Origin of the sequence: Nocardioides sp. (genome assembly GCF_035697785.1) — a bacterium.
Classification (GTDB): domain Bacteria; phylum Actinomycetota; class Actinomycetes; order Propionibacteriales; family Nocardioidaceae; genus Nocardioides_B.
The window spans coordinates 23,139-42,819 of the sequence record NZ_DASSCL010000002.1 but is presented as its reverse complement, the minus strand read 5'-3'; the positions used below and the strand labels follow the sequence as shown (position 1 = coordinate 42,819).

Genomic DNA, 19,681 nt, shown 5'->3' with positions numbered 1-19,681 from the left:
GCCAGTGCAGCTCGGGCATGTTGTCGAAGTTCATCCCGTAGATGCCCGCCACCAGCGTGCCCACGGCGGCGATCGCCACCCACGCCGAGATCTTCCGCATGTCCTCGTTCTGCTCGACGCTGATCCGCGCCAGATGGGCGTCGAAAGCCGTCGAGAGCAGGCCGTCGAGGGTCTCGATCGTCTCCGTGACCCGCACGACGTGGTCGGCCACGTCGCGGAAGAACGGCGCCGCCTCCTGGGTGACCACCGGGACCGACCCGGTCGCGAAGCGCTTCATGGGCTCGCGCAGCGGGTTCACGGCCCGGCGTACCTCGGCCAGCTCACGCTTGAGCACGTAGATCCGGCGGGAGTCGTGGCTTCTGGCGGGCGAGAACACCGACTCCTCCACCTCGTCGACGTCCACCTCCAGCTGGGCGGCGACATCCTCGTAGGCGTCCACCACCCGGTCGCAGATCGCGTAGACCACCGCCGACGGCCCGTGGCCGAGCACGACCGTCTCCTGCTCGAGGTCGAGCCGGGCGGTGTGCAGCTCGGTGCCCTCGCCGTGGCGGACGCTGATCACGAAGTCACGGCCGACGAACAGGTTGATCTCGCCGGTCTCGACGGCGTCCTCCTCGTCGACGTACCAGAGCGTCTTGAGCACTAGGAAGATGCCGTCCTCGTAGCGCTCCAGCTTGGGCCGCTGGTGGGCGTGCAACGCGTCCTCCACGGCCAACGGGTGCAGGGAGAACGCCTGGGCGACCCGGTCCAGCTCCTCACCGTCGGGCTCGTGCATGCCGACCCAGAGGAAGTCACCGGCGCCGGACGTGGCGTCGCGGACCGCGTGCAGGTCGTCCTTGTCGCAGGGAAGTGGGACCCGGACACCGTCCCGGTAGAGGGCGCTGTCGACGATCATGTGACGAGGCTATGGCACGTAGGCTGCCCGGCATGGCAACCGTGATCCTCGTGCGACACGGCCGCACCGGCGCCAACGCCACCGGTGTGCTGGCCGGACGGACCAGGGGAGTGCACCTCGACGAGACCGGCGCCGAGCAGGCCCACGCCGTCGGTGCCCGGCTGTCGGTGCTTCCGCTGGCGGCCGTCGTGACCAGCCCGCTGGAACGCACCCGCGAGACGGCCAAGGCGATTGCGGCAGCCCAGGCCGCGCCGTCGCGCCCGCGGTCGGAGAAGGGCCTGCTGGAGTGCGACTACGGCACGTGGACCGGGCGGGAGCTCAAGACCCTGGCCAAGGAGGAGCTCTGGCGAACCGTACAGGCGCACCCGAGTGCGGCCGCCTTCCCCGACGGGGAGTCGATGGCCGAGATGGCGGCGCGCGCGGTGGGTGCGGTTCGACGGTGGGACTTCCGCCTCGAGGACGAGCACGGCGCCGACGCCGTCTGGGTCGCGGTGAGCCACGGCGACGTGATCAAGGCGATCCTGGCGGACGCGCTCGGCATGCACCTCGACGCCTTCCAGCGGCTGGTCGTGGACCCCGGCTCCTGCTCGGTGGTCCGCTACACGCCGCTGCGGCCGTTCGTGCTGTCGATGAACACGACCGAGGGCGACCTCGGCCACCTCCGGCCCCCGAGGAAGTCCAAGCGCCGCAAGCGCGCCAGCAGCGACGCGGCCGTGGGTGGCGGGACGGGCGCCGCCGCGCACGCGGACCCGGTTCGACCCACCGCATAGGCTCGGCGGCATGGCATCGGTGATCCACAGCTTCGATCCGCCGGAGCGGTTCGTCGCCGGGACGGTGGGCCCGCCCGGGCAGCGCACCTTCTTCCTGCAGGCACGCGCCGGTGCGCGCGTCACCAGCGTGGCCCTCGAGAAGCAGCAGGTCTCCGTGCTCGCCGAGCGCATCGACGAGCTGCTCGACGAGCTGCTCCGGACCGACGAGGGATCGAGCACGATCCCTGCCGTCTCGCCGGTGGCCCTCGAGGCCAACGGGCCGCTCGAGCAGCCGATCGTCGAGGAGTTTCGGGCCGGCACGATGACCCTGTCGTGGGACGCGTCCGACGAGCGGGTCGTCGTCGAGGTGTTCCCGTTCACCGAGGAGTCGGTGGTCGAGCCGGGCACGCCCGAGGAGGAGATCGACGAGCCGGAGCCCGAGGAGATCCTCGTGGTCAGGCTGCCGGCCGGGCTGGCACGTGCGTTCAGCAAGCGGGCCCAGCGCGTCGTCGGCGCGGGTCGCCCGTCCTGCCCGTTCTGCGGCGGCCCCGTCGACCCGGCCGGCCACCTGTGCCCGCGGGCCAACGGCTTCCGGCGTACGACGACCTCCGCGGACTGACCCAGCCGTGATCGAGCGGACCGCGCGATGACCGAAGCCGCCGGCCCACGGGCCGACAGCCCGGCCCAGCTCCTCGACGGCGACGTGCAGGTCGAGGGGCGGGTGCTGCCGGCCTCCAACGCGACCTTCATCGCCCGGGTCGGCCCGGTGGGGGCGACCGTCGCCTGCGTCTACAAGCCTGTCGCCGGCGAGCGACCGTTGTGGGACTTCCCCGACGGCACCCTGGCCCGGCGGGAGGTCGCCGCGTACGCCGTGTCGGAGGCACTCGGCTGGGGCGTCGTCCCGCCCACCGTGCTGCGTGACGGGCCGGCCGGCGTGGGCATGGTGCAGGCCTGGTGCGAGCCGGATCCCGCACAGGCTCCGGTCGACCTGGTGCCGCGGCGGCGGGTGCCCGACGGTTACCTGCACGTGCTCGACGCGTACGACGGCGCCGACCGCCCGATCTCGCTCGTCCACGAGGACTCCGTCCCGCTGCGCCGGATGGCCGTCCTCGACGTGCTGGTGAACAACGCCGACCGCAAGGGCGGCCACGTGCTCGCGATGACCGACGGGCACCGCTACGGCGTCGACCACGGCGTGAGCTTCCACGTCGACGACAAGCTCCGCACGGTGCTGTGGGGCTGGGCCGAGGACCCGCTCGACCCGACCGACGCCGTGGCCGTGGGTGGGCTGCTCGACCGGGTGAGCACCGGCGGCGACCCGCTGCGTGCCGAGCTCGACGAGCTCCTGGCCGGCCACGAGGTCGACTCCCTCGTGGCCCGCTGCGAGCGGTTGCTCACCCGCAGGCGGATGCCGTCGCCGTCGGGGGAGTGGCCGGCCATCCCCTGGCCGGCGTTCTGATCCGGTGCGGGTCCGGCGCCCGCCGCCTCGATAGGCTCCCCGCATGCGCGCCTGGACGAGCCCGGACCTGCCGAGCCTCGACGATCTCGGTCCGGCACCGGCCGTCCGGATCCACGACTCGGCCTCGCGGGGGCTGTTCACCACTCCGGTCCCGAGGTCCCAGGTGGGCGGGCACCCCGAGGGCTCTTCGCCGGACGCCGCGCGCATGTACGTCTGCGGGATCACGCCGTACGACGCCACTCACCTCGGGCACGCCGCCACCTACGTCGCCTTCGACCTGCTCAACCGTGCCTGGCGGGCCGCCGGCCACGAGGTCCGCTACGTGCAGAACGTCACCGACGTCGACGACCCGCTGCTCGAGCGCGCCGCCGCCACCGGCACCGACTGGGTCGAGCTCGCCGAGCGCGAGACCGAGCTGTTCCGCGCCGACATGACCGCGCTGCGGGTGATCGCACCGGACGAGTACGTCGGTGCCGTGGAGTCGATCCCGCTGGTCGTCGAGCTGGTGCACCAGCTGCGCGAGCGGGGTTTCGTCTACGACGTCGACGGTGACCTGTACTTCTCGGTGCACGCCGATCCGCGCTTCGGCAGCGTCTCGGGGTACGACGAGGCGCGGATGACCGAGCTCTTCGGCGAGCGCGGCGGCGACCCGGAACGCAGGGGGAAGAAGCACCCGCTCGACTGCCTGCTGTGGCAGGCCGAACGTCCCGGTGAGCCGGCCTGGGACAGCGAGCTGGGCCGGGGCCGGCCCGGCTGGCACGTGGAGTGCTCGGCGATCGCGTTGCACCACCTCGGCGAGGCCTTCGACGTGCAGGGCGGCGGCAGCGACCTGGTGTTCCCGCACCACGAGATGAGCGCGGCCGAGGCCCAGGCAGCCTTCGACGGGCTCACGTTCGCACGCGCCTACGTGCACGCCGGCATGGTCGGCTACGAGGGCGAGAAGATGTCGAAGTCGAAGGGCAACCTGGTCCTCGTCTCCCGGCTCCGTGAGGACGGCGTCGACCCGATGGCGATCCGGCTCGCCCTCCTGCGGCACCACTACCGCAGCGACTGGGAGTGGACCGACGGCGACCTGACACGGGCGGAGACCTGGCTCGCCGACTGGCGGACCGCGGTCACCCGGCCCTCCGGTGCGGCCACCGCCGAGGTGGTGCGGGCCGTCCGGGCCGCGCTGGCCGACGACCTCGACGCCCCGCGCGCCACGGAGGCGGTCCGCCGCTGGTCGGTCGCCACCAACGAGGGGGCGGACACCTCGGAGCCGGGCGCCGGCGAGGTCATCCGGCGGCTGGTCGACGCCAGTCTCGGCATCGCGCTCTGAGCCGCGGCGCGGCGGCGGGAGTGAGCGGCAGCCCGGTCAGTCGTCGCCGGAGTCGCGGCGCTTGAGGTAGCGCTCGAACTCACGCGCGATCGCCTCGCCGCTCGCCTCCGGCAGCTCGGCGGTGTCCCGGGTCTCCTCGAGGGCCCGGACGTAGTCGCCGATCTCCTCGTCCTCGTCGGCGAGCTCGTCGACGCCGCGCTCCCAGGCGCGGGACTCCTCGGGCAGGTCGCCGAGCGGGATGCTGATCTCGAGCAGGTCCTCGAGCTGACCGACGAGCGCAAGTGTCGCCTTGGGACACGGCGGCTGGGCGACGTAGTGCGGGACCGCCGCCCAGTAGGAGACCGCCGGGATGTCCATCTGCGTGCAGGCGTCCTGGAAGACGCCGACGATGCCGGTCGGTCCCTCGTAGTTGGACTGCTCGAGCTTGAGCCGGTCGATCAGCTCGGGCTCCGTCGCCGTGCCCGTGACCGGGATCGGACGGGTGTGCGGGGTGTCCGCGAGCAGGGCTCCGAGCGTGACCACGATCTCGGCGCCCAGCTCGTCCGAGGCCGCGAGCAGTTCGGCGCAGAACTGCCGCCACCGCATGTTGGGCTCGATGCCGCGCAGCAGGATCACGTCGCGCAGGGCCCCTGGAGGCGAGGCGACCGCGAGCTGCGTCGAGGGCCACGTGATCCGGCGCATGCCGTCCTCGTTGGTGCCGACGACGGGCCGGTTCATCTGGAAGTCGTAGAACTCCTCCGGGTCGATCGCGGCCACCACCCGGGCGTTCCACACCCGCATCAGGTGGTCGACCACCGACGACGCGGCGTCGGCGGCGTCGTTCCAGCCCTCGAACGCGGCAATGAGGATCGGGGAGCGCAGCTCCGGCACCTCTTCGATCTCGATCACGGTTTCAGCGTAGGCCCTGGTGTGTCGCAGCGTGCGCAGGTCGGCAAGGACGGCGAGGGCCGGCTATCCCGGCGTACCCGACCTGACACAATGTGAGACGCCGGTGTCACCATCCGGTAAGTCCACGGGACCGGGGGACCGCCGTGCCTAGGCTCGGGCGAGTGCCTGCCGGACCCCAACGCTGACCCGAGGAGCCTCGTGCCCGACTCCACCCTCGTCCGTCCCGACGCGACCGCGGAGCTCACCACGGCTCTGCGCGAGCGGATCCTGGTGATGGACGGTGCCATGGGCACCCTCATCCAGAGCCACGGGCTCGGTGAGGACGACTACCGCGGCGAGGTGTACGCCGACCACACGCACGACCTCAAGGGCGACTCCGACATCCTGTCCGTGACCCGTCCCGACGTGATCGCCGACATCCACCGCACCTACCTGGAGTCGGGCGCGGACATCGTCTGCACCAACACGTTCACGGCGTCCTCGATCTCGCAGCTGGACTACGGGCTGCAGGACCACTGCTACGAGATCAACCGCTCCGCGGCGGCGCTCGCGCGGGTGGCCGCCGACGAGGCGAGCACCCCCGACCGGCCGCGCTACGTCGCCGGCTCGATGGGCCCCACCAACCGCACGGCCTCGATCTCGCCCGACGTGAACGACCCGGGTGCACGCAACGTGACGTTCGAGGAGCTCGTGGCGGCCTACCTCGAGGAGGCCCAGGGGCTCGTCGACGGCGGTGCCGACCTGCTGCTCGTCGAGACGATCTTCGACACGCTGAACGCCAAGGCCGCGATCTTCGCCCTGGAGACCCTCTTCGAGGAGCGCGGCCGGCGCTGGCCGGTGATCATCTCGGGCACCATCACCGACGCGAGCGGCCGCACCTTGTCCGGGCAGACCACCGAGGCGTTCTGGAACTCCGTGCGCCACGTCCGGCCCCTGGCCGTCGGCCTGAACTGCGCGCTCGGCGCCGGCGAGCTGCGTCCCTACGTGCAGGAGCTCTCGCGGCTCGCCGACTGCTTCGTCTCCTGCCACCCCAACGCCGGGCTGCCCAACGCGTTCGGGGAGTACGACGAGGCGCCCGACCAGATGGCCGCCGTGCTGGGCGAGTTCGCCGGCGACGGGCTGGTCAACATCGTCGGCGGATGCTGCGGCACGACCCCCGAGCACATCGCGGCCATCGCGACGGCGGCCAAGGGCGTCGAGCCGCGGGTCGCGAACGAGGTCGCGCCGGCGCTCCGGCTGTCCGGCCTCGAGCCGCTCAACGTCGACGAGTCGTCCCTGTTCGTCAACGTGGGCGAGCGCACCAACATCACCGGGTCCGCGAGGTTCCGCCGCCTGATCAAGGAGGGCGACTACGGCACCGCCCTGTCGGTCGCCCGCCAGCAGGTCGAGAGCGGGGCGCAGGTGATCGACATCAACATGGACGAGGGGATGATCGACGGCGTCGCCGCAATGGACCGGTTCGTGAAGCTGGTCGCCGGTGAGCCCGACATCTCGCGGGTGCCGCTGATGATCGACTCCTCCAAGTGGGAGGTCATCGAGGCGGGCCTCCGGTGCACCCAGGGCAAGCCGATCGTGAACTCGATCTCCATGAAGGAGGGCGAGGAGAAGTTCGTCGAGCAGGCGCGGCTGTGCCGGAAGTACGGCGCGGCCGTGGTGGTGATGGCGTTCGACGAGGATGGCCAGGCGGACAACCTGGAGCGGCGCAAGGCGATCTGCAAGCGCGCCTACGACATCCTGGTCGACGAGGTGGGCTTTCCGTCCGAGGACATCATCTTCGACCCCAACGTGTTCGCCGTCGCGACCGGCATCGAGGAGCACGCCGAGTACGGCGTCGACTTCATCGAGGCGACCCGATGGATCAAGCAGAACCTGCCCGGCGCCCTGGTGTCCGGCGGCGTCTCCAACGTGTCGTTCTCGTTCCGTGGCAACAACCCGGTGCGCGAGGCGATCCACGCCGTGTTCCTCTTCCACGCGATCAAGGCCGGCATGGACATGGGGATCGTCAACGCCGGCGCCCTCGTGGTGTACGACGAGATCGACCCCGACCTGCGCGAGCGCATCGAGGACGTCATCCTCAACCGGCGCTCTGACAGCACCGAGCGGCTGCTCGAGGTGGCTCCCGACTTCGCCGGCGACGGTGCCCAGCGCGAGGTGGCCGACGAGGCCTGGCGGGCGCTGCCCGTGTCTGAGCGGATCACGCACGCCCTGGTGAAGGGGATCGACGAGCACGCCGAGGCCGACACCGAGGAGCTGCGCGCGGAGATCGCTGCTCGCGGCGGCCGTCCCATCGAGGTCATCGAGGGACCGCTGATGGACGGCATGAACGTCGTCGGTGACCTGTTCGGCGACGGGAAGATGTTCCTGCCGCAGGTCGTGAAGAGTGCCCGGGTCATGAAGAAGGCCGTCGCCTATCTGATCCCGTTCATCGAGGCCGAGAAGAAGCCCGGCGACGCGGTGGAGAAGAAGGGCCTGATCGTGATGGCCACGGTGAAGGGCGACGTCCACGACATCGGCAAGAACATCGTCGGCGTCGTCCTGCAGTGCAACAACTACGACGTCATCGACCTCGGCGTGATGGTGCCGGCGCAGAAGATCCTCGACACCGCCCGCGAGGTGGGCGCCGACATCGTCGGGCTGTCCGGACTGATCACACCCTCGCTCGACGAGATGGTCAACCTCGCCTCCGAGATGGAGCGGCAGGGCTTCGACATCCCGCTGCTGATCGGCGGCGCGACCACGTCGCGCGCGCACACCGCGGTGAAGGTGGACCCGAAGTACCACGGTCCGGTCGTCTGGGTGAAGGACGCATCGCGGTCGGTCCCGATCGCGTCGTCCCTGCTGTCCGACGAGCGCCGACCGGCGCTGATGGAGGAGGTCAAGGCCGACTTCGACTCGATCCGCACCCGGCACGCGGCCAAGAGCCAGGAGCGCCCGCTGGTCACGTTGGAGCAGGCACGCGCGAACCGGACGCCGATCGACTGGTCCGGCTACCGGCCGCCCCGGCCGCGCGTCTACCAGGCGCAGAGCGGGGACGTGTGGTCGCACGTCCCCGGCGAGCGCGCCGGCGACGCGTCGCCGCACTTCGTCCGCACGTTCACCCACTACGACCTGGCCGAGCTGCGTCGCTACATCGACTGGCAGCCGTTCTTCAACGCCTGGGAGATGAAGGGGAAGTTCCCCGACATCCTGAACAACCCGACGACCGGCGAGGCGGCTCGCAAGCTGTACGACGACGCGCAGCAGATGCTCGACCGGCTCATCGAGGAGCGGTGGCTGGAGGCACGCGCCGTCGTCGGGCTGTTCCCGGCCAACGCGGTCGGCGACGACATCGAGGTCTACGCCGACGAGTCGCGCACCGAGGTGGTGACGACGCTGTGCAACCTGCGTCAGCAGGGCCAGCACCGCGCGGGGGTGCCGAACCGGTCCCTCGGCGACTTCGTGGCGCCGAAGGACACCGGCCTGCCCGACTACGTCGGGGCCTTCGCGGTGACGGCCGGCATCGGCTCCGGGGCCAAGATCATGGAGTTCAAGGCCGCGCTCGACGACTACTCGGCGATCCTGCTCGAGTCGCTCGCCGACCGCTTGGCGGAGGCGTTCGCCGAGCGCCTGCACGAGCGGGTGCGCCGTGAGTTCTGGGGCTATGCCGCCGACGAGCACCTCGACCACCAGGCGCTCATCAAGGAGGCCTACGCGGGCATCCGGCCCGCACCCGGATACCCGGCCTGCCCGGAGCACACCGAGAAGGCGAAGCTGTGGGAGCTGCTCGACGTCGAGCAGGCGGCCGGCATCGAGCTCACCGAGAGCATGGCCATGTGGCCGGGCGCGTCGGTGAGCGGCTGGTACCTCAGCCACCCGCAGTCGCAGTACTTCGTGGTCGGTCGGGTCGGCAAGGACCAGGTCGAGGAGTACGCCGAGCGCAAGGGGTTCGACCTGCGCACCGCCGAGCGCTGGCTCGCGTCGAACCTCGGCTACGAGCCCGAGGACTGAAAACACCGGTGGACACGGCTGTCGAGACTCCCGACGCGGTGCTGTGGGACATGGACGGCACCCTGGTCGACACCGAGCCCTACTGGATCCGGTCCGAGCACGAGGTTGTCGCCAAGCACGGCGGCACGTGGAGCGACGAGCTCGCGATGAACGTCGTGGGCTTCGACCTGCTCGACGCCGGTCGCTACATCCGCGAGCACAGCGGCATCGACGTAGAGCCGGCGGACATCGTCGAGCAGCTCCTCGACCGCGTCGTACGCCGGGTGGAGGCGGCCGTGCCCTGGCGGCCCGGCGCCCTGGAGCTGCTCTCCGACCTGCGCGACCGCGGGGTGCGCTGCGCACTGGTCACGATGTCCTACCGTCGCTTCGTCGACCCGATCCTTGCCGGGCTGCCCGCGGGCACGTTCGAGGCAGTGGTGACCGGCGACGCGGTGTCGCAGGGCAAGCCGCATCCCGAGCCCTACCTGAAGGCAGCGGCACTCCTCGGCGTCGACCCGGCCCGAACGCTCGCGATCGAGGACTCCAACACCGGCACCAGGTCCGCGGAGGCGGCCGGGTGCACCGTGCTCGTCGTGCCGAACCACGTGCCCGTCCTGGAGGGGGAGCGCCGGGTGTTCGTCGACTCGCTCGCCGGGCTCACGGCGGCGACCCTGCCGGCACTCCGGTAGTAGTACCACCGGACAGGTGGCGCACGGCCCGGCCGCTCATGGACCCTTGGTAAAGATCGTTCAGCCGGGGAGTAACACCATGGAGCATTCTCGATACAGGCTTGCGGTCGCGACCTTCGCGACGCTTGCTTTCGTTGTCGCAGGCACATCTGCCTCAGTCGCCAACGATGACGACGTCGTCGTGGACGGCAACTGCAGCAAGCGCGCCGAGTACCAGCTCAAGGCCAGCCCCGAGGACGGACGCCTGGAGATCGAGGGCGAGGTCGACAGCAACCGCGTCGGCCAGACGTGGCGCTGGAAGCTCTGGCACAACGGCAGCCTCACCGGCAAGGGCACGCGGCGCACCAAGGGCGACTCGGGATCCTTCGAGGTCAGGCGGGTGATCGTGGACATGGCCGGCACCGACTGGAGCACCTTCAAGGCGCGCAACATCCGGTCCGGCGAGATCTGCCGTGGGGTGGTCGGATACTGACCCGCGGGCGCCCCTCGCGGGCACATACTGGTGCCGTAGACATCATCGAGGGGAGGAGGGCAGATGCGCCTGCTCAGGAACCCTCTTGCCCAGTTCCTCGGTGCCGGGATCCTCATCATCGTGGTGGCCATGCTGGCCGTGCTCCGGCTCAGTGACACCGCGGCCCAGGAGGAAGCCATCGACGACGCGGTCGCCACCACCGAGCTGCTCGCCGAGTCGGTGGCCGAGCCGGCCATCCCGCGAGGTCTGGTCGACGGCGACCCGGGGGCGATCGACCGGTTCGACCGCGCGGTCAGCGAACGGCTGCTCGTAGGCGACGTGCAGCGCATCAAGATCTGGAACAAGGACGGCAGGATCGTCTACTCCGACGAGACCGAGCTGATCAACCAGACGTTCGCCTTCGGCGGCGAAGAGCTCGCCGTCCTGACCGCCGGCGGCCACGACGCCGAGCAGTCCGACCTGGCGAAGCCCGAGAACCAGTTCGAGCGCTCGTCCGGCGGGCTGCTCGAGGTCTACACGCGGATCTGGTCACCCGAGGGCGTGCCGCTCCTGTTCGAGGTCTACTACTCCGCCGAGGACATCGAGGACCGCAAAGCCCGTGTCTTCAGTGCGTTCCGTCCGATCACCCTGGGCGGCATGACCGCGCTCGTCGTCGCCGCCGTGCCGTTGCTCTGGGTGCTCACCCGGCGCCTCGACCGCACCGCCCGCGACCGGGAGCGGCTGCTCAGGTCCGCCGTCGACGCCTCGTTGGCCGAGCGTCGCCGGATCGCCCGCGACCTCCACGACACCGTCGTGCAGGACCTCGCGGGGACGGCCTTCGCGCTGTCCGCGTCGGCCCGCGACGGCGGTGCCGCCCGCGACGAGCTCGACCGGATGGGCAGGTCGGTGCGCAGCTCGCTGCGGTCACTGCGGTCCCTGCTCGTCGAGATCCTCCCGCCCAACCTGGCCACCTCCGGCCTGCACGCCGCGCTGGAGGACCTGGTCGCGACTGCTGCCAACCGCGGCGTCATCGTCGAGGTCGAGGCCGACGACCTCGAGGGCGTCGACAACAACACCGCCGGCCTGGTGTGGCGGGTCGCCCAGGAGGCGGTGCGCAACACCCTCCGGCACGCCGAGGCGGAGCACCTGCACGTGCGCGTGACCACCGCGGGACCGACCGTGCTGCTCGAAGTGATCGACGACGGTCGCGGTTTCGACCCCAACGAGGCCGGTGACAGGACACACTTCGGACTACGCGGGATGGAAAGCCTCATCCACGACGCCGGAGGACACCTCGAGGTGACCTCGGCTCCGGGACAGGGCACCCGCGTCCGACTTCAGCTGGAGGCCCGATGATCCGCGTCGTACTCGTCGACGACCATGCCGTCGTCCGCACCGGTCTGGCGCAGCTCGTCGCCGCCGCCGGAGACATGGAGGTCGTCGGCAGCGCGTCCGACGGGTCCGAGGCGCTCGCCGTCGTGCGCGACACCGAGCCCGACGTGGTGCTCATGGACCTGCAGATGCCCGGCGTCGACGGGGTGGCCGCAACGAAGGCGCTCCGGGCCGCCGGCGTCTCGTCCGAGGTGCTCGTGCTCACGTCGTACTCCGACTCCGACCGGATCGTGGCGGCGCTCGACGCCGGCGCGGTCGGCTACCTGCTGAAGGACGCCGACCCGGAGGACGTGCTGGCCGGCGTCCGCGCCGTGGCACGCGGGGAGTCGCCGCTGCACCCGCGCGCCGCCCGCGCCCTGCTCAGTGCACGAGGATCCGGCAACCACACGTCCGGTGACGTGGGCCTGACGATGCGCGAGCAGGAGGTGCTGAGCCTGGTCCGCGAGGGTCTGGCCAACAAGCAGATCGGCCGCAAGCTCGGCATCAGCGAGCGCACCGTGAAGGCCCACCTGACCTCGATCTTCCAGCGCCTCGACGTGCAGGACCGCACGCAGGCGGCGCTGTGGGCCGAACGTCACGATCTGTGACCGTGCGGACACGCGGGCTCAAATCAGTGCACTCGGGCTGAGCAGCCGCCAGACTCAGCGGGTCCGGGAGGAGACCCACGTGCGCGCCCTGAGGAACCCCGTGTTCCAGTTCGCCGCCGCCGCCACGCTGATCGTGGTGGTGGTCGCCTTCGGTTCGGCACGGCTGAGCCGGCAGGCGGCGGAGGCCGAGGCCGTCGCCGACGCGCGGGCGATGACCGAGCTGCTGGCCTGGTCGGTGGCCCAGCCCAGCGTGCCCCGCGGTCTCGTCTACGGCAGCCGTTCGGTCGCCGACACCTACGACTACCTGATGCGCAGCTCGCTGCTGATCGCGAACGTGCAACGGGTGAAGATCTGGAACGCCGAGGGTCGGATCGTGTACTCCGACAAGAAGCGCCTCATCGGCCAGCGGTTCGAGCTCGGCGACAGCGCCCGCGCGGTGCTGGAGTCGGGCGGCTCGGACGGTGGCGTGCCGGACCTCCGGCGGCCGGAGAACCGCTACGAGCTCGGCGAGGGCGGGCTGCTCGAGGTCTACACCCGGATGGTGTCGCCCGAGGGCGAGCCGCTGCTGCTCGAGATCTACTGGGCGAAGGACCAGCTCACCGACAGCACCGAGGTCGTGCTCGACACGTTCCGCCCGATCGCGGTGGGCGGCGTGCTGCTGCTGGGGCTCCTCACGACCCCGCTGCTGTGGGGGCTGCACCGCCGGCTCGGTCGTGCCTCCGAGGCTCGCGAACGGCTGTTGCGCAGCGCCGTCGTCGCGTCCGAGGAAGAGCGCCGACGGCTGGCTCGGGACCTGCACGAGGGCGTGGTGCACAGCCTCGACGACGCGTCCGCGGCGCTCGCCGCGGAGGCGCGGGACGAGGCGACGCCGTACGCCGCGTCCCGCCGGTTGCTCCAGGTGGACGAGTCGCTGCGCGGCGGCATCGCCTCGCTGCGGTCGCTGGTGCTGGAGATCTACCCGCCGGACCTCGACGCAGGCACCCTTGCTGCGGCGCTGGACCGGCTGGTGATGCCGGCGGAGTACGCGGGGATCGACGTGACCGTGCACGTCGCCGACCTGCCCGGCGCCTCCGACGACGCGATCGCGCTCGTGTGGCGCGTCGCCCGCGAGGGCGTGCGCAACGTCGTGCAGCACGCACGGGCGCACAGCCTGGCGGTCTCCGTCCGGCAGAGCCGGGGCCGCGTGGAGCTCCGGGTCGCCGACGACGGCGTCGGGTTCGTGCCCGGCGCGTTCGGGGACGCCGGCCGGTTCGGGCTGCGCGGTCTGCAGGACCTCGCCGCCGAGGCGGGTGGTCGGCTCCAGGTCACGTCGGGGCCGGGACGCGGCACCGTGCTGCTGCTCGACGTACCGTCGGCCTGACGTCGGCCGAACGCAATCCGGTCGGTCAGTCGAGGTCCTCGGCGGTGAGGCCGCCCTCGAGCTCGTCGTGCCTGAGCCCTTCGGTGGGCGGGGGCGGAAGCGGCGGGGGAGTGCCACCCCACTCGGGGCAGATGCTCTGGTGGGCGCACCAGCCGCAGAGCGCGCTCTTGTGGGGGCGCCAGTCGCCGGTCTCGTGGGCGCGGGCGATGGCCGCCCAGATCGCCTCCACCTTGCGCTCGGTGGCGCGCAGGTCGGCCTCGTCGGGGGTGTAGCGCAGCACCTCGCCGTTGCCGAGGTAGATCAGCTGCAGCATCCGGGGCACGACACCGCGGGTGCGCCAGATGACCAGCGCGTAGAACTTCATCTGGAACAGTGCCTTGGCCTCGAACGCCTCGTGCGGCGACCGTCCGGTCTTGTAGTCGACGACCCGGATCTCCCCGGTCGGCGCGATGTCGAGCCGGTCGATGAAACCGCGCAGCAGCAGCTTGGAGTCGAGCAGGCTCTCGACGTAGAGCTCACGCTCGGCCGGCTCGAGGCGGGTCGGGTCCTCCAGCGTGAAGTAGCGGTCGAGCGACTCCCGGCACGACGCCAGCCAGGCGCCGACCTCCGGACCTTCGGGGCCGAACATCTCCGCGATCGTCGGCTCGGCCTCCAGCAGCTGCTCCCACGCAGGCTGGAGCAGCTCGGCCGCCTGACCAGGGGTGCGCTCGGCGGCGGGCAGGTCGAAGAGGTCCTCGAGCACCTTGTGCACGACGGTCCCGCGGACGGCGTCGGGCGACGACGGCTCGGGAAGCTTGTCGATGGTGCGGTAGCGGTAGAGCAGGGGGCACGCCAGGAAGTCGCCGGCACGGCTCGGCGAGAGGGAGCCCAGCACGTCGACGCCGTCGACGACCGTGCGCCCGGGGTGCTCCACCACCTCACTGCTCATGTCAACGACCCTCGGCTCCGGCTGTCGATCCTGCGGTCCATCATCTCCAGACAGACCCTAGGCGACGTCGCCGACAGTTCCGGTGCGGCCCGATCGGGCGGCCGCGGGATACTTTGGGGGAGTGACGGACGACGAGCGGCGGGCCCGCGAGCCGGGGACGCTCAAGATCGGCGAGATCGGCGGCGTCGACGTGCTCGTCCGCTCCTCGTGGCTGCTGGTGGCGGTGCTGATCTCGGTGATGATCGCCCCGGCCATCGAGCAGGTGGAGCCCGGCATCGGCAACGGCAAGTACGTCGCCGGCGCCGCTTTCGCCGTGCTGCTCTATCTGTCCGTGCTGCTGCACGAGATGTCGCACGCGCTGATGGCCAAGCGCTACGGCCTCCCGGTCCGCTCCATCACCCTGCACTTCCTCGGCGGAGTCACCGAGATCGAGGGCGAGCCGGACACGCCGGGACGCGAGTTCGGCGTTTCGGTCGTCGGGCCGATCACCTCGATCGGGGTCGGCCTCGCCTTCCTGCTGCTGCACCCGGTCGTGCCCGACGGGCTGCTCCGGCTCGCCGTCGACGCGCTCGCCGGCGCCAACCTCGTCGTCGGCGTGCTCAACCTGGTGCCGGGCCTCCCGCTCGACGGCGGCCGGGTGCTGCGGGCGGGTGTGTGGCGGGTCACCGGCAACCCGCACCGGGCCACCATCGTCGCCGGATGGGGCGGACGGGTGGCGGCGGTGCTGTGCCTGCTGTTCCCACTCCTGCAGGAGCCGGTCACGGGGCGACCGGCACTGGTCACCGACTACGTGCTGGGGCTCGTGATCGCGCTGTTCCTCTGGGGCGGGGCCACCCAGGCGATCGTGTCCGCCAAGGTGCGCGCCCGGCTCCCCGTCCTGCGGGCCCGCACCCTGGCACGGCGGGCCCTCGCGGTGCCGCACGACCTGCCGCTGGCCGAGGCGGTACGCCGTGCGCAGGAGGCCCAGGCCGGCAGCATCGTGGCCGTGGGGCTCGACGGCACCGTGTCCGGGATCGTCAACGAGGCGGCCGTCCTCGCGACCCCGGAGGAGCGGCGTCCGTGGGTGGCCGTCAGCACGGTCGCGCGCACCCTGCAGCCGGGACTCCGGCTGCCCGCCGACCTGTCCGGTGAGACGCTGATCCGGGCGATGCAGCGCACCCCGGCCTCCGAGTACCTCCTGGTCGAGCCCGACGGGACCACGTTCGGCGTGCTGGTCACCGAGGACGTCGACCGCGCCTTCGCCGCCGCGACGTGAGGCGCGCCCAGCTCACTCTTATAGGGTCTGGGCCGTGTCCGACGCCGTGCCTCCCGCCCCCGACCGGCCCGACGACCCGACCTGGTCGGGGGTGCACCGTGGACCGCTGCGGGCCGGCGAGTGGGTCCGGCTGACCGACCAGAAGGGTCGCCGGCACAACATCTGTCTCGAGCCCGGCAAGCGGTTCTTCTCCAACAAGGGACACCTCGACCACGACGAGCTGATCGGCCGGGACGAAGGGTTCTCGGTGACCTCGTCCGCCGGCGGCGAGTACCTCGTGTTCCGCCCGCTGCTCAGCGAGTTCGTCGTCTCCATGCCGCGCGGCGCAGCGGTGGTCTATCCCAAGGACGCGGCCCAGATCGTCGCGATGGCCGACGTGTTCCCGGGTGCGCGGGTCGTCGAGGCCGGCGTCGGGTCCGGGGCGCTGACCTGCTCGCTGCTGCGGGCGGTCGGACCCGGTGGCCACGTCTCGTCGTACGAGCGTCGGCAGGAGTTCGCCGACGTCGCCGAGAAGAACGTCACCCAGTTCTTCGACGGCCGGCACCCGGCGTGGGAGCTCACCGTCGGCGACCTCGTCGAGGCGATGAAGGAGGAGGAGAGCTCCGTCGACCGGGTCGTCCTCGACATGCTCGCGCCGTGGGAGTGCGTCGACCGGGTGGCCGAGGCGCTCGCCCCCGGCGGGATCCTGTGCGCGTACGTCGCGACGACGACCCAGCTCGGCCGAACCGTCGAGACGGTCCGCGCGCACGGCGGTTTCACCGAGCCGCAGCCCTGGGAGACCCTGGTCCGCGACTGGCACGTCGAGGGTCTCGCCGTCCGGCCCGGGCACAAGATGATCGGGCACACCGGCTTCCTGGTCACCGCACGCCGGATGGCGCACGGCGAGGTCGCCCCCGCGAAGAAGCGGCGGCCTGCGCCCGGCGCGTACGGCGTGGACTACTCCGGACCGAGGCCGTCCGGACTGCCGCCGACCGCGTCCGCGGAGCCGTTCGAGGAGTAGCCGACGGCTCGGATCGGGTGTCGTGACACGTCCGTTACCTACGTGCTGGATTTGAGACCGACACTTGCCCGGTTGCGACTTCAAAACGGTTGACGCGCGGGTAGGGTCGAATTCAGACGAAGCACCCATGCTGCGGAGGTGACGGTCGTGCCGGCATCAGACAGTGGCTCCGAGCGAGCCAGGGGGCGGACCCCGGAAGAGCTGGAGACCCAGGTCGGTTTCCTCGAGGACGAGGTCGGCGACCTGCGTCGACGCCTGGCCGAGAGCCCGGTGCACTCACGCGCGATCGAGCAGCGGCTGGCCGAGACGCAACGGTCCCTCGCAGCCGTGACCGCGCAGAACGAACGCCTCGCCCAGACCCTTCGTGAGGCGCGCGACCAGATCATGACCCTCAAGGAGGAGGTCGACCGGCTCGCGCAGCCGCCGGCCGGCTTCGGCACGTTCCTCTCCCGCAACGAGGACGACTCCATCGACGTCTTCACCGGCGGCCGCAAGCTCCGCGTCAACGTGAGCCCGTCGGTCGACCTCGACGACCTGCGCAAGGGTCAGGAGGTCATGCTCAACGAGGCCCTCAACGTGGTGGCGGCGATGGCGTTCGAGCAGGTCGGCGAGGTCGTCATGCTCAAGGAGGTGCTCGCCGACGGCGAGCGCGTGCTCGTCATTGCCAACGCCGACGAGGAGCGCGTGGTGCGGCTCGCCGCTCCGCTGCGCGACGAGATGCTGCGCGCAGGTGACTCGCTGCTGCTCGACACCCGTTCCGGCTACGCCTACGAGAAGGTCCCGAAGTCCGAGGTGGAGGAGCTGGTCCTCGAAGAGGTCCCCGACATCGACTACGAGAAGATCGGCGGGCTCAAGGGGCAGATCGACCAGATCCGCGACGCGGTGGAGCTGCCGTACCTCTACCCCGACATGTTCAAGGAGCACGAGCTCAAGCCACCCAAGGGCGTGCTCCTGTACGGCCCGCCCGGCTGCGGCAAGACGCTGATCGCCAAGGCCGTGGCCAACTCGCTGGCCAAGAAGGTCGCGGCCAAGACCGGCGGCGAAGGCTCACCGGGGAAGTCCTACTTCTTGAACATCAAGGGACCCGAGCTGCTCAACAAGTACGTCGGAGAGACCGAGCGGCACATCCGGCTCGTGTTCCAGCGGGCCCGGGAGAAGGCCAGCATGGGCACGCCGGTCATCGTGTTCTTCGACGAGATGGACTCGCTGTTCCGCACCCGCGGCTCCGGCGTCTCCTCCGACGTCGAGAACACCATCGTCCCGCAGCTGCTCAGCGAGATCGACGGCGTCGAGGGCCTCGAGAACGTCATCGTGATCGGTGCGTCCAACCGCGAGGACATGATCGACCCGGCGATCCTGCGGCCCGGCCGCCTCGACGTGAAGATCAAGATCGAGAGGCCGGACGCCGAGTCGGCCCGCGACATCTTCTCGAAGTACCTCACCGCCACTCTGCCCCTGCACGCCGACGACCTCGCCGAGTTCAACGGCGACAAGAACGCCTGCGTCGCGGGGATGATCCAGGCGACGGTCGAGCGGATGTACACCGAGACGGAGGAGAACCGCTTCCTCGAGGTCACCTACGCCAACGGCGACAAGGAGGTCCTGTACTTCAAGGACTTCAACTCAGGCGCGATGATCCAGAACATCGTCGACCGCGCCAAGAAGATGGCGATCAAGGACCTGCTCGACAGCGGCCAGAAGGGTCTGCGGGTGACGCACATGCTCCAGGCGTGCGTCGACGAGTTCAAGGAGAACGAGGACCTGCCCAACACCACCAACCCGGACGACTGGGCCCGCATCTCCGGCAAGAAGGGCGAGCGGATCGTCTTCATCCGCACGCTCATCACCGGCAAGCAGGGCACCGAGCCGGGTCGGTCGATCGACACGGTCTCCAACACCGGCCAGTACCTGTAGCGTCCCTCGGTATGAGCGACGGGAACCAGATCGAGCGTCACGAGTCCGAGGCGTTCCTCGAGACTCGTCGTGAGCTCGGACCGTCGTTCGAGAAGGAGATCGTCGACGCGTTCGCGGAGCGCATCGAGCGTGCCGTCGAGGCACGCTCCGGGGGCGAGATCGAGGAACGTCGTCAGCGCCGGGACGAGGAGCGTGGCGACCGGCAGAGGCAGCTGGCGCTCGGCATCGTGTCGATCGGGGCGGGCATCCCGATCACGATCCCGCTCGCGGTCACGGACCACACCTTCGCTGTCATCGTGTCCTGGGCCGGCATCGTCGGCGTCAATGCCGCGCACGCCTGGGTCGTCAACGCCCGGCGGCTCCGACCGGGTCGGTGACGTCGGCGACGGTGGCCCCCAGCAGCCGCACCACGTCGTCGGCGTCGACGGTCAGCGCGACACCGTGTGCGCCACCACCGAGCGACACCCGGCCGCTCATCGCGGCGTCGGCGACGACCGGCCAGTCGTGGCTGCTGCCGAGCGGCGTGATCGTGCCGCGCTCGTAGCCGGTGACCTCCTTCGCCACCTCGGCGCTGGGCATCGACAGCCGGTTGACCCCCAGCAGCGCACGCAGCTTGGGCCAGGAGATCTCCCGGTCGCCGGGGACGAGCACGAACCGGTAGTCGTCATCGGTCACCCGCACCACCAGGGTCTTGACCACGGCGGCCGGCTGCACCCCGCGGGCAGCCGCGGCCTCCTGCAGCGACCGGACCGGTCCGTGCCGGACGACGGTGTGGGAGAGGCCGAGCCGGTCGGCCGCGTCCTCGGCGGGTGTCCGCTCCTCGCTCATGC

At 70.9% G+C, this 19,681-nt stretch carries 18 protein-coding genes; 14 read left to right on the top strand and 4 right to left on the bottom strand.

Going from position 1 to position 19,681, the window contains the following annotated elements; translation table 11 throughout:
• Nucleotides 1-895, bottom strand: an 895-nt coding sequence (locus VFH10_RS00255; protein WP_325124831.1) for a magnesium and cobalt transport protein CorA, incomplete at its 3' end; no start/stop codon positions are given.
• 32 nt (nucleotides 896-927) lie between these two features.
• Between VFH10_RS00255 and VFH10_RS00250 the strand changes: the two genes are divergently transcribed.
• The 4 genes from VFH10_RS00250 to mshC are packed head-to-tail and all read left to right on the top strand — an operon-like array spanning nucleotide 928 to nucleotide 4,421.
• A complete protein-coding gene (locus VFH10_RS00250; RefSeq protein WP_325124829.1) occupies nucleotides 928-1,665 on the top strand; it encodes a histidine phosphatase family protein in 738 nt (245 codons plus the stop codon).
• A 10-nt stretch (nucleotides 1,666-1,675) separates the two neighbouring features.
• Complete coding sequence (locus VFH10_RS00245; RefSeq protein ID WP_325124827.1) at nucleotides 1,676-2,263, top strand: DUF3090 domain-containing protein; 588 nt, start codon at nucleotides 1,676-1,678, stop codon at nucleotides 2,261-2,263.
• A 27-nt stretch (nucleotides 2,264-2,290) separates the two neighbouring features.
• A complete protein-coding gene (locus VFH10_RS00240) occupies nucleotides 2,291-3,103 on the top strand; it encodes an SCO1664 family protein (protein ID WP_325124825.1) in 813 nt (270 codons plus the stop codon).
• 43 nt (nucleotides 3,104-3,146) lie between these two features.
• Nucleotides 3,147-4,421 (top strand): cysteine--1-D-myo-inosityl 2-amino-2-deoxy-alpha-D-glucopyranoside ligase, encoded by a 1,275-nt coding sequence (gene mshC / locus VFH10_RS00235; RefSeq protein WP_325124823.1) that lies wholly within the window; start codon nucleotides 3,147-3,149, stop codon nucleotides 4,419-4,421.
• 36 nt (nucleotides 4,422-4,457) lie between these two features.
• On the opposite strand, the gene VFH10_RS00230 is transcribed toward mshC, so the two are convergent.
• On the bottom strand, nucleotides 4,458-5,309 hold the full coding sequence (locus VFH10_RS00230; RefSeq protein ID WP_325124821.1) for a PAC2 family protein: 852 nt from the start codon (nucleotides 5,307-5,309) through the stop codon (nucleotides 4,458-4,460).
• Between the two features lie 198 nt (nucleotides 5,310-5,507).
• On the opposite strand from VFH10_RS00230, the gene metH reads away from it, so the two are divergent.
• The 6 genes from metH to VFH10_RS00200 all read left to right on the top strand — a co-directional run bounded on the left by metH (nucleotide 5,508) and on the right by VFH10_RS00200 (nucleotide 13,754).
• Nucleotides 5,508-9,296, top strand: coding sequence for a methionine synthase (gene metH / locus VFH10_RS00225; protein ID WP_325124819.1), 3,789 nt, complete (start codon nucleotides 5,508-5,510; stop codon nucleotides 9,294-9,296).
• A gap of 8 nt (nucleotides 9,297-9,304) precedes the next feature.
• On the top strand, nucleotides 9,305-9,964 hold the full coding sequence (locus VFH10_RS00220; RefSeq protein ID WP_325124817.1) for an HAD family phosphatase: 660 nt from the start codon (nucleotides 9,305-9,307) through the stop codon (nucleotides 9,962-9,964).
• A gap of 181 nt (nucleotides 9,965-10,145) precedes the next feature.
• Nucleotides 10,146-10,436, top strand: coding sequence for a hypothetical protein (locus tag VFH10_RS00215; protein ID WP_325124815.1), 291 nt, complete (start codon nucleotides 10,146-10,148; stop codon nucleotides 10,434-10,436).
• Between the two features lie 63 nt (nucleotides 10,437-10,499).
• Nucleotides 10,500-11,771, top strand: a complete 1,272-nt coding sequence (locus tag VFH10_RS00210) for a sensor histidine kinase (protein ID WP_325124813.1) — start codon at nucleotides 10,500-10,502, stop codon at nucleotides 11,769-11,771.
• Nucleotides 11,768-12,394, top strand: a complete 627-nt coding sequence (locus VFH10_RS00205) for a response regulator transcription factor (protein ID WP_325124811.1) — start codon at nucleotides 11,768-11,770, stop codon at nucleotides 12,392-12,394. The genes VFH10_RS00210 and VFH10_RS00205 overlap by 4 nt, the downstream gene beginning before the upstream one ends.
• A 79-nt stretch (nucleotides 12,395-12,473) precedes the next feature.
• The gene (locus tag VFH10_RS00200; protein ID WP_325124810.1) at nucleotides 12,474-13,754 is read left to right on the top strand and encodes a sensor histidine kinase; all 1,281 of its coding nucleotides are present in this window, start codon (nucleotides 12,474-12,476) and stop codon (nucleotides 13,752-13,754) included.
• A gap of 25 nt (nucleotides 13,755-13,779) precedes the next feature.
• Here VFH10_RS00200 and VFH10_RS00195 read toward each other — a convergent pair whose 3' ends face one another.
• Nucleotides 13,780-14,682, bottom strand: a complete 903-nt coding sequence (locus tag VFH10_RS00195; protein WP_325124808.1) for a PD-(D/E)XK nuclease family protein — start codon at nucleotides 14,680-14,682, stop codon at nucleotides 13,780-13,782.
• Nucleotides 14,683-14,803: 121 nt separating this feature from the next.
• Between VFH10_RS00195 and VFH10_RS00190 the strand changes: the two genes are divergently transcribed.
• From VFH10_RS00190 to VFH10_RS00175, 4 genes are all read left to right on the top strand, one after another.
• Nucleotides 14,804-15,937 (top strand): site-2 protease family protein, encoded by a 1,134-nt coding sequence (locus tag VFH10_RS00190; protein WP_325124806.1) that lies wholly within the window; start codon nucleotides 14,804-14,806, stop codon nucleotides 15,935-15,937.
• A gap of 34 nt (nucleotides 15,938-15,971) precedes the next feature.
• Nucleotides 15,972-16,937, top strand: coding sequence for a tRNA (adenine-N1)-methyltransferase (locus VFH10_RS00185; protein WP_325124804.1), 966 nt, complete (start codon nucleotides 15,972-15,974; stop codon nucleotides 16,935-16,937).
• A 147-nt stretch (nucleotides 16,938-17,084) separates the two neighbouring features.
• The gene (gene arc, locus VFH10_RS00180; protein WP_325124802.1) at nucleotides 17,085-18,851 is read left to right on the top strand and encodes a proteasome ATPase; all 1,767 of its coding nucleotides are present in this window, start codon (nucleotides 17,085-17,087) and stop codon (nucleotides 18,849-18,851) included.
• Nucleotides 18,852-18,862: 11 nt separating this feature from the next.
• On the top strand, nucleotides 18,863-19,228 hold the full coding sequence (locus VFH10_RS00175) for a hypothetical protein (RefSeq protein WP_325124800.1): 366 nt from the start codon (nucleotides 18,863-18,865) through the stop codon (nucleotides 19,226-19,228).
• On the opposite strand, the gene VFH10_RS00170 is transcribed toward VFH10_RS00175, so the two are convergent.
• Nucleotides 19,197-19,679 carry a YbaK/EbsC family protein gene (locus tag VFH10_RS00170; protein WP_325124799.1) on the bottom strand — a complete coding sequence of 161 codons (483 nt, stop codon included), beginning with the start codon at nucleotides 19,677-19,679 and terminating at the stop codon, nucleotides 19,197-19,199. The genes VFH10_RS00175 and VFH10_RS00170 overlap by 32 nt on opposite strands.
• Nucleotides 19,680-19,681 lie beyond the last annotated feature (2 nt).

What these genes read in the sequence shown, in the direction of transcription:
- VFH10_RS00245 (WP_325124827.1), top strand. Translation starts at nt 1,676, where the DNA reads ATGGCATCGGTGATCCACAGCTTCGATCCGCCGGAGCGGTTCGTCGCC.
- VFH10_RS00205 (WP_325124811.1), top strand. Translation starts at nt 11,768, where the DNA reads ATGATCCGCGTCGTACTCGTCGACGACCATGCCGTCGTCCGCACCGGT.
- VFH10_RS00250 (WP_325124829.1), top strand. Translation starts at nt 928, where the DNA reads ATGGCAACCGTGATCCTCGTGCGACACGGCCGCACCGGCGCCAACGCC.
- VFH10_RS00195 (WP_325124808.1), bottom strand. Translation starts at nt 14,682, where the DNA reads ATGAGCAGTGAGGTGGTGGAGCACCCCGGGCGCACGGTCGTCGACGGC.
- VFH10_RS00210 (WP_325124813.1), top strand. Translation starts at nt 10,500, where the DNA reads ATGCGCCTGCTCAGGAACCCTCTTGCCCAGTTCCTCGGTGCCGGGATC.
- VFH10_RS00170 (WP_325124799.1), bottom strand. Translation starts at nt 19,679, where the DNA reads ATGAGCGAGGAGCGGACACCCGCCGAGGACGCGGCCGACCGGCTCGGC.
- VFH10_RS00240 (WP_325124825.1), top strand. Translation starts at nt 2,291, where the DNA reads ATGACCGAAGCCGCCGGCCCACGGGCCGACAGCCCGGCCCAGCTCCTC.
- VFH10_RS00175 (WP_325124800.1), top strand. Translation starts at nt 18,863, where the DNA reads ATGAGCGACGGGAACCAGATCGAGCGTCACGAGTCCGAGGCGTTCCTC.
- mshC (WP_325124823.1), top strand. Translation starts at nt 3,147, where the DNA reads ATGCGCGCCTGGACGAGCCCGGACCTGCCGAGCCTCGACGATCTCGGT.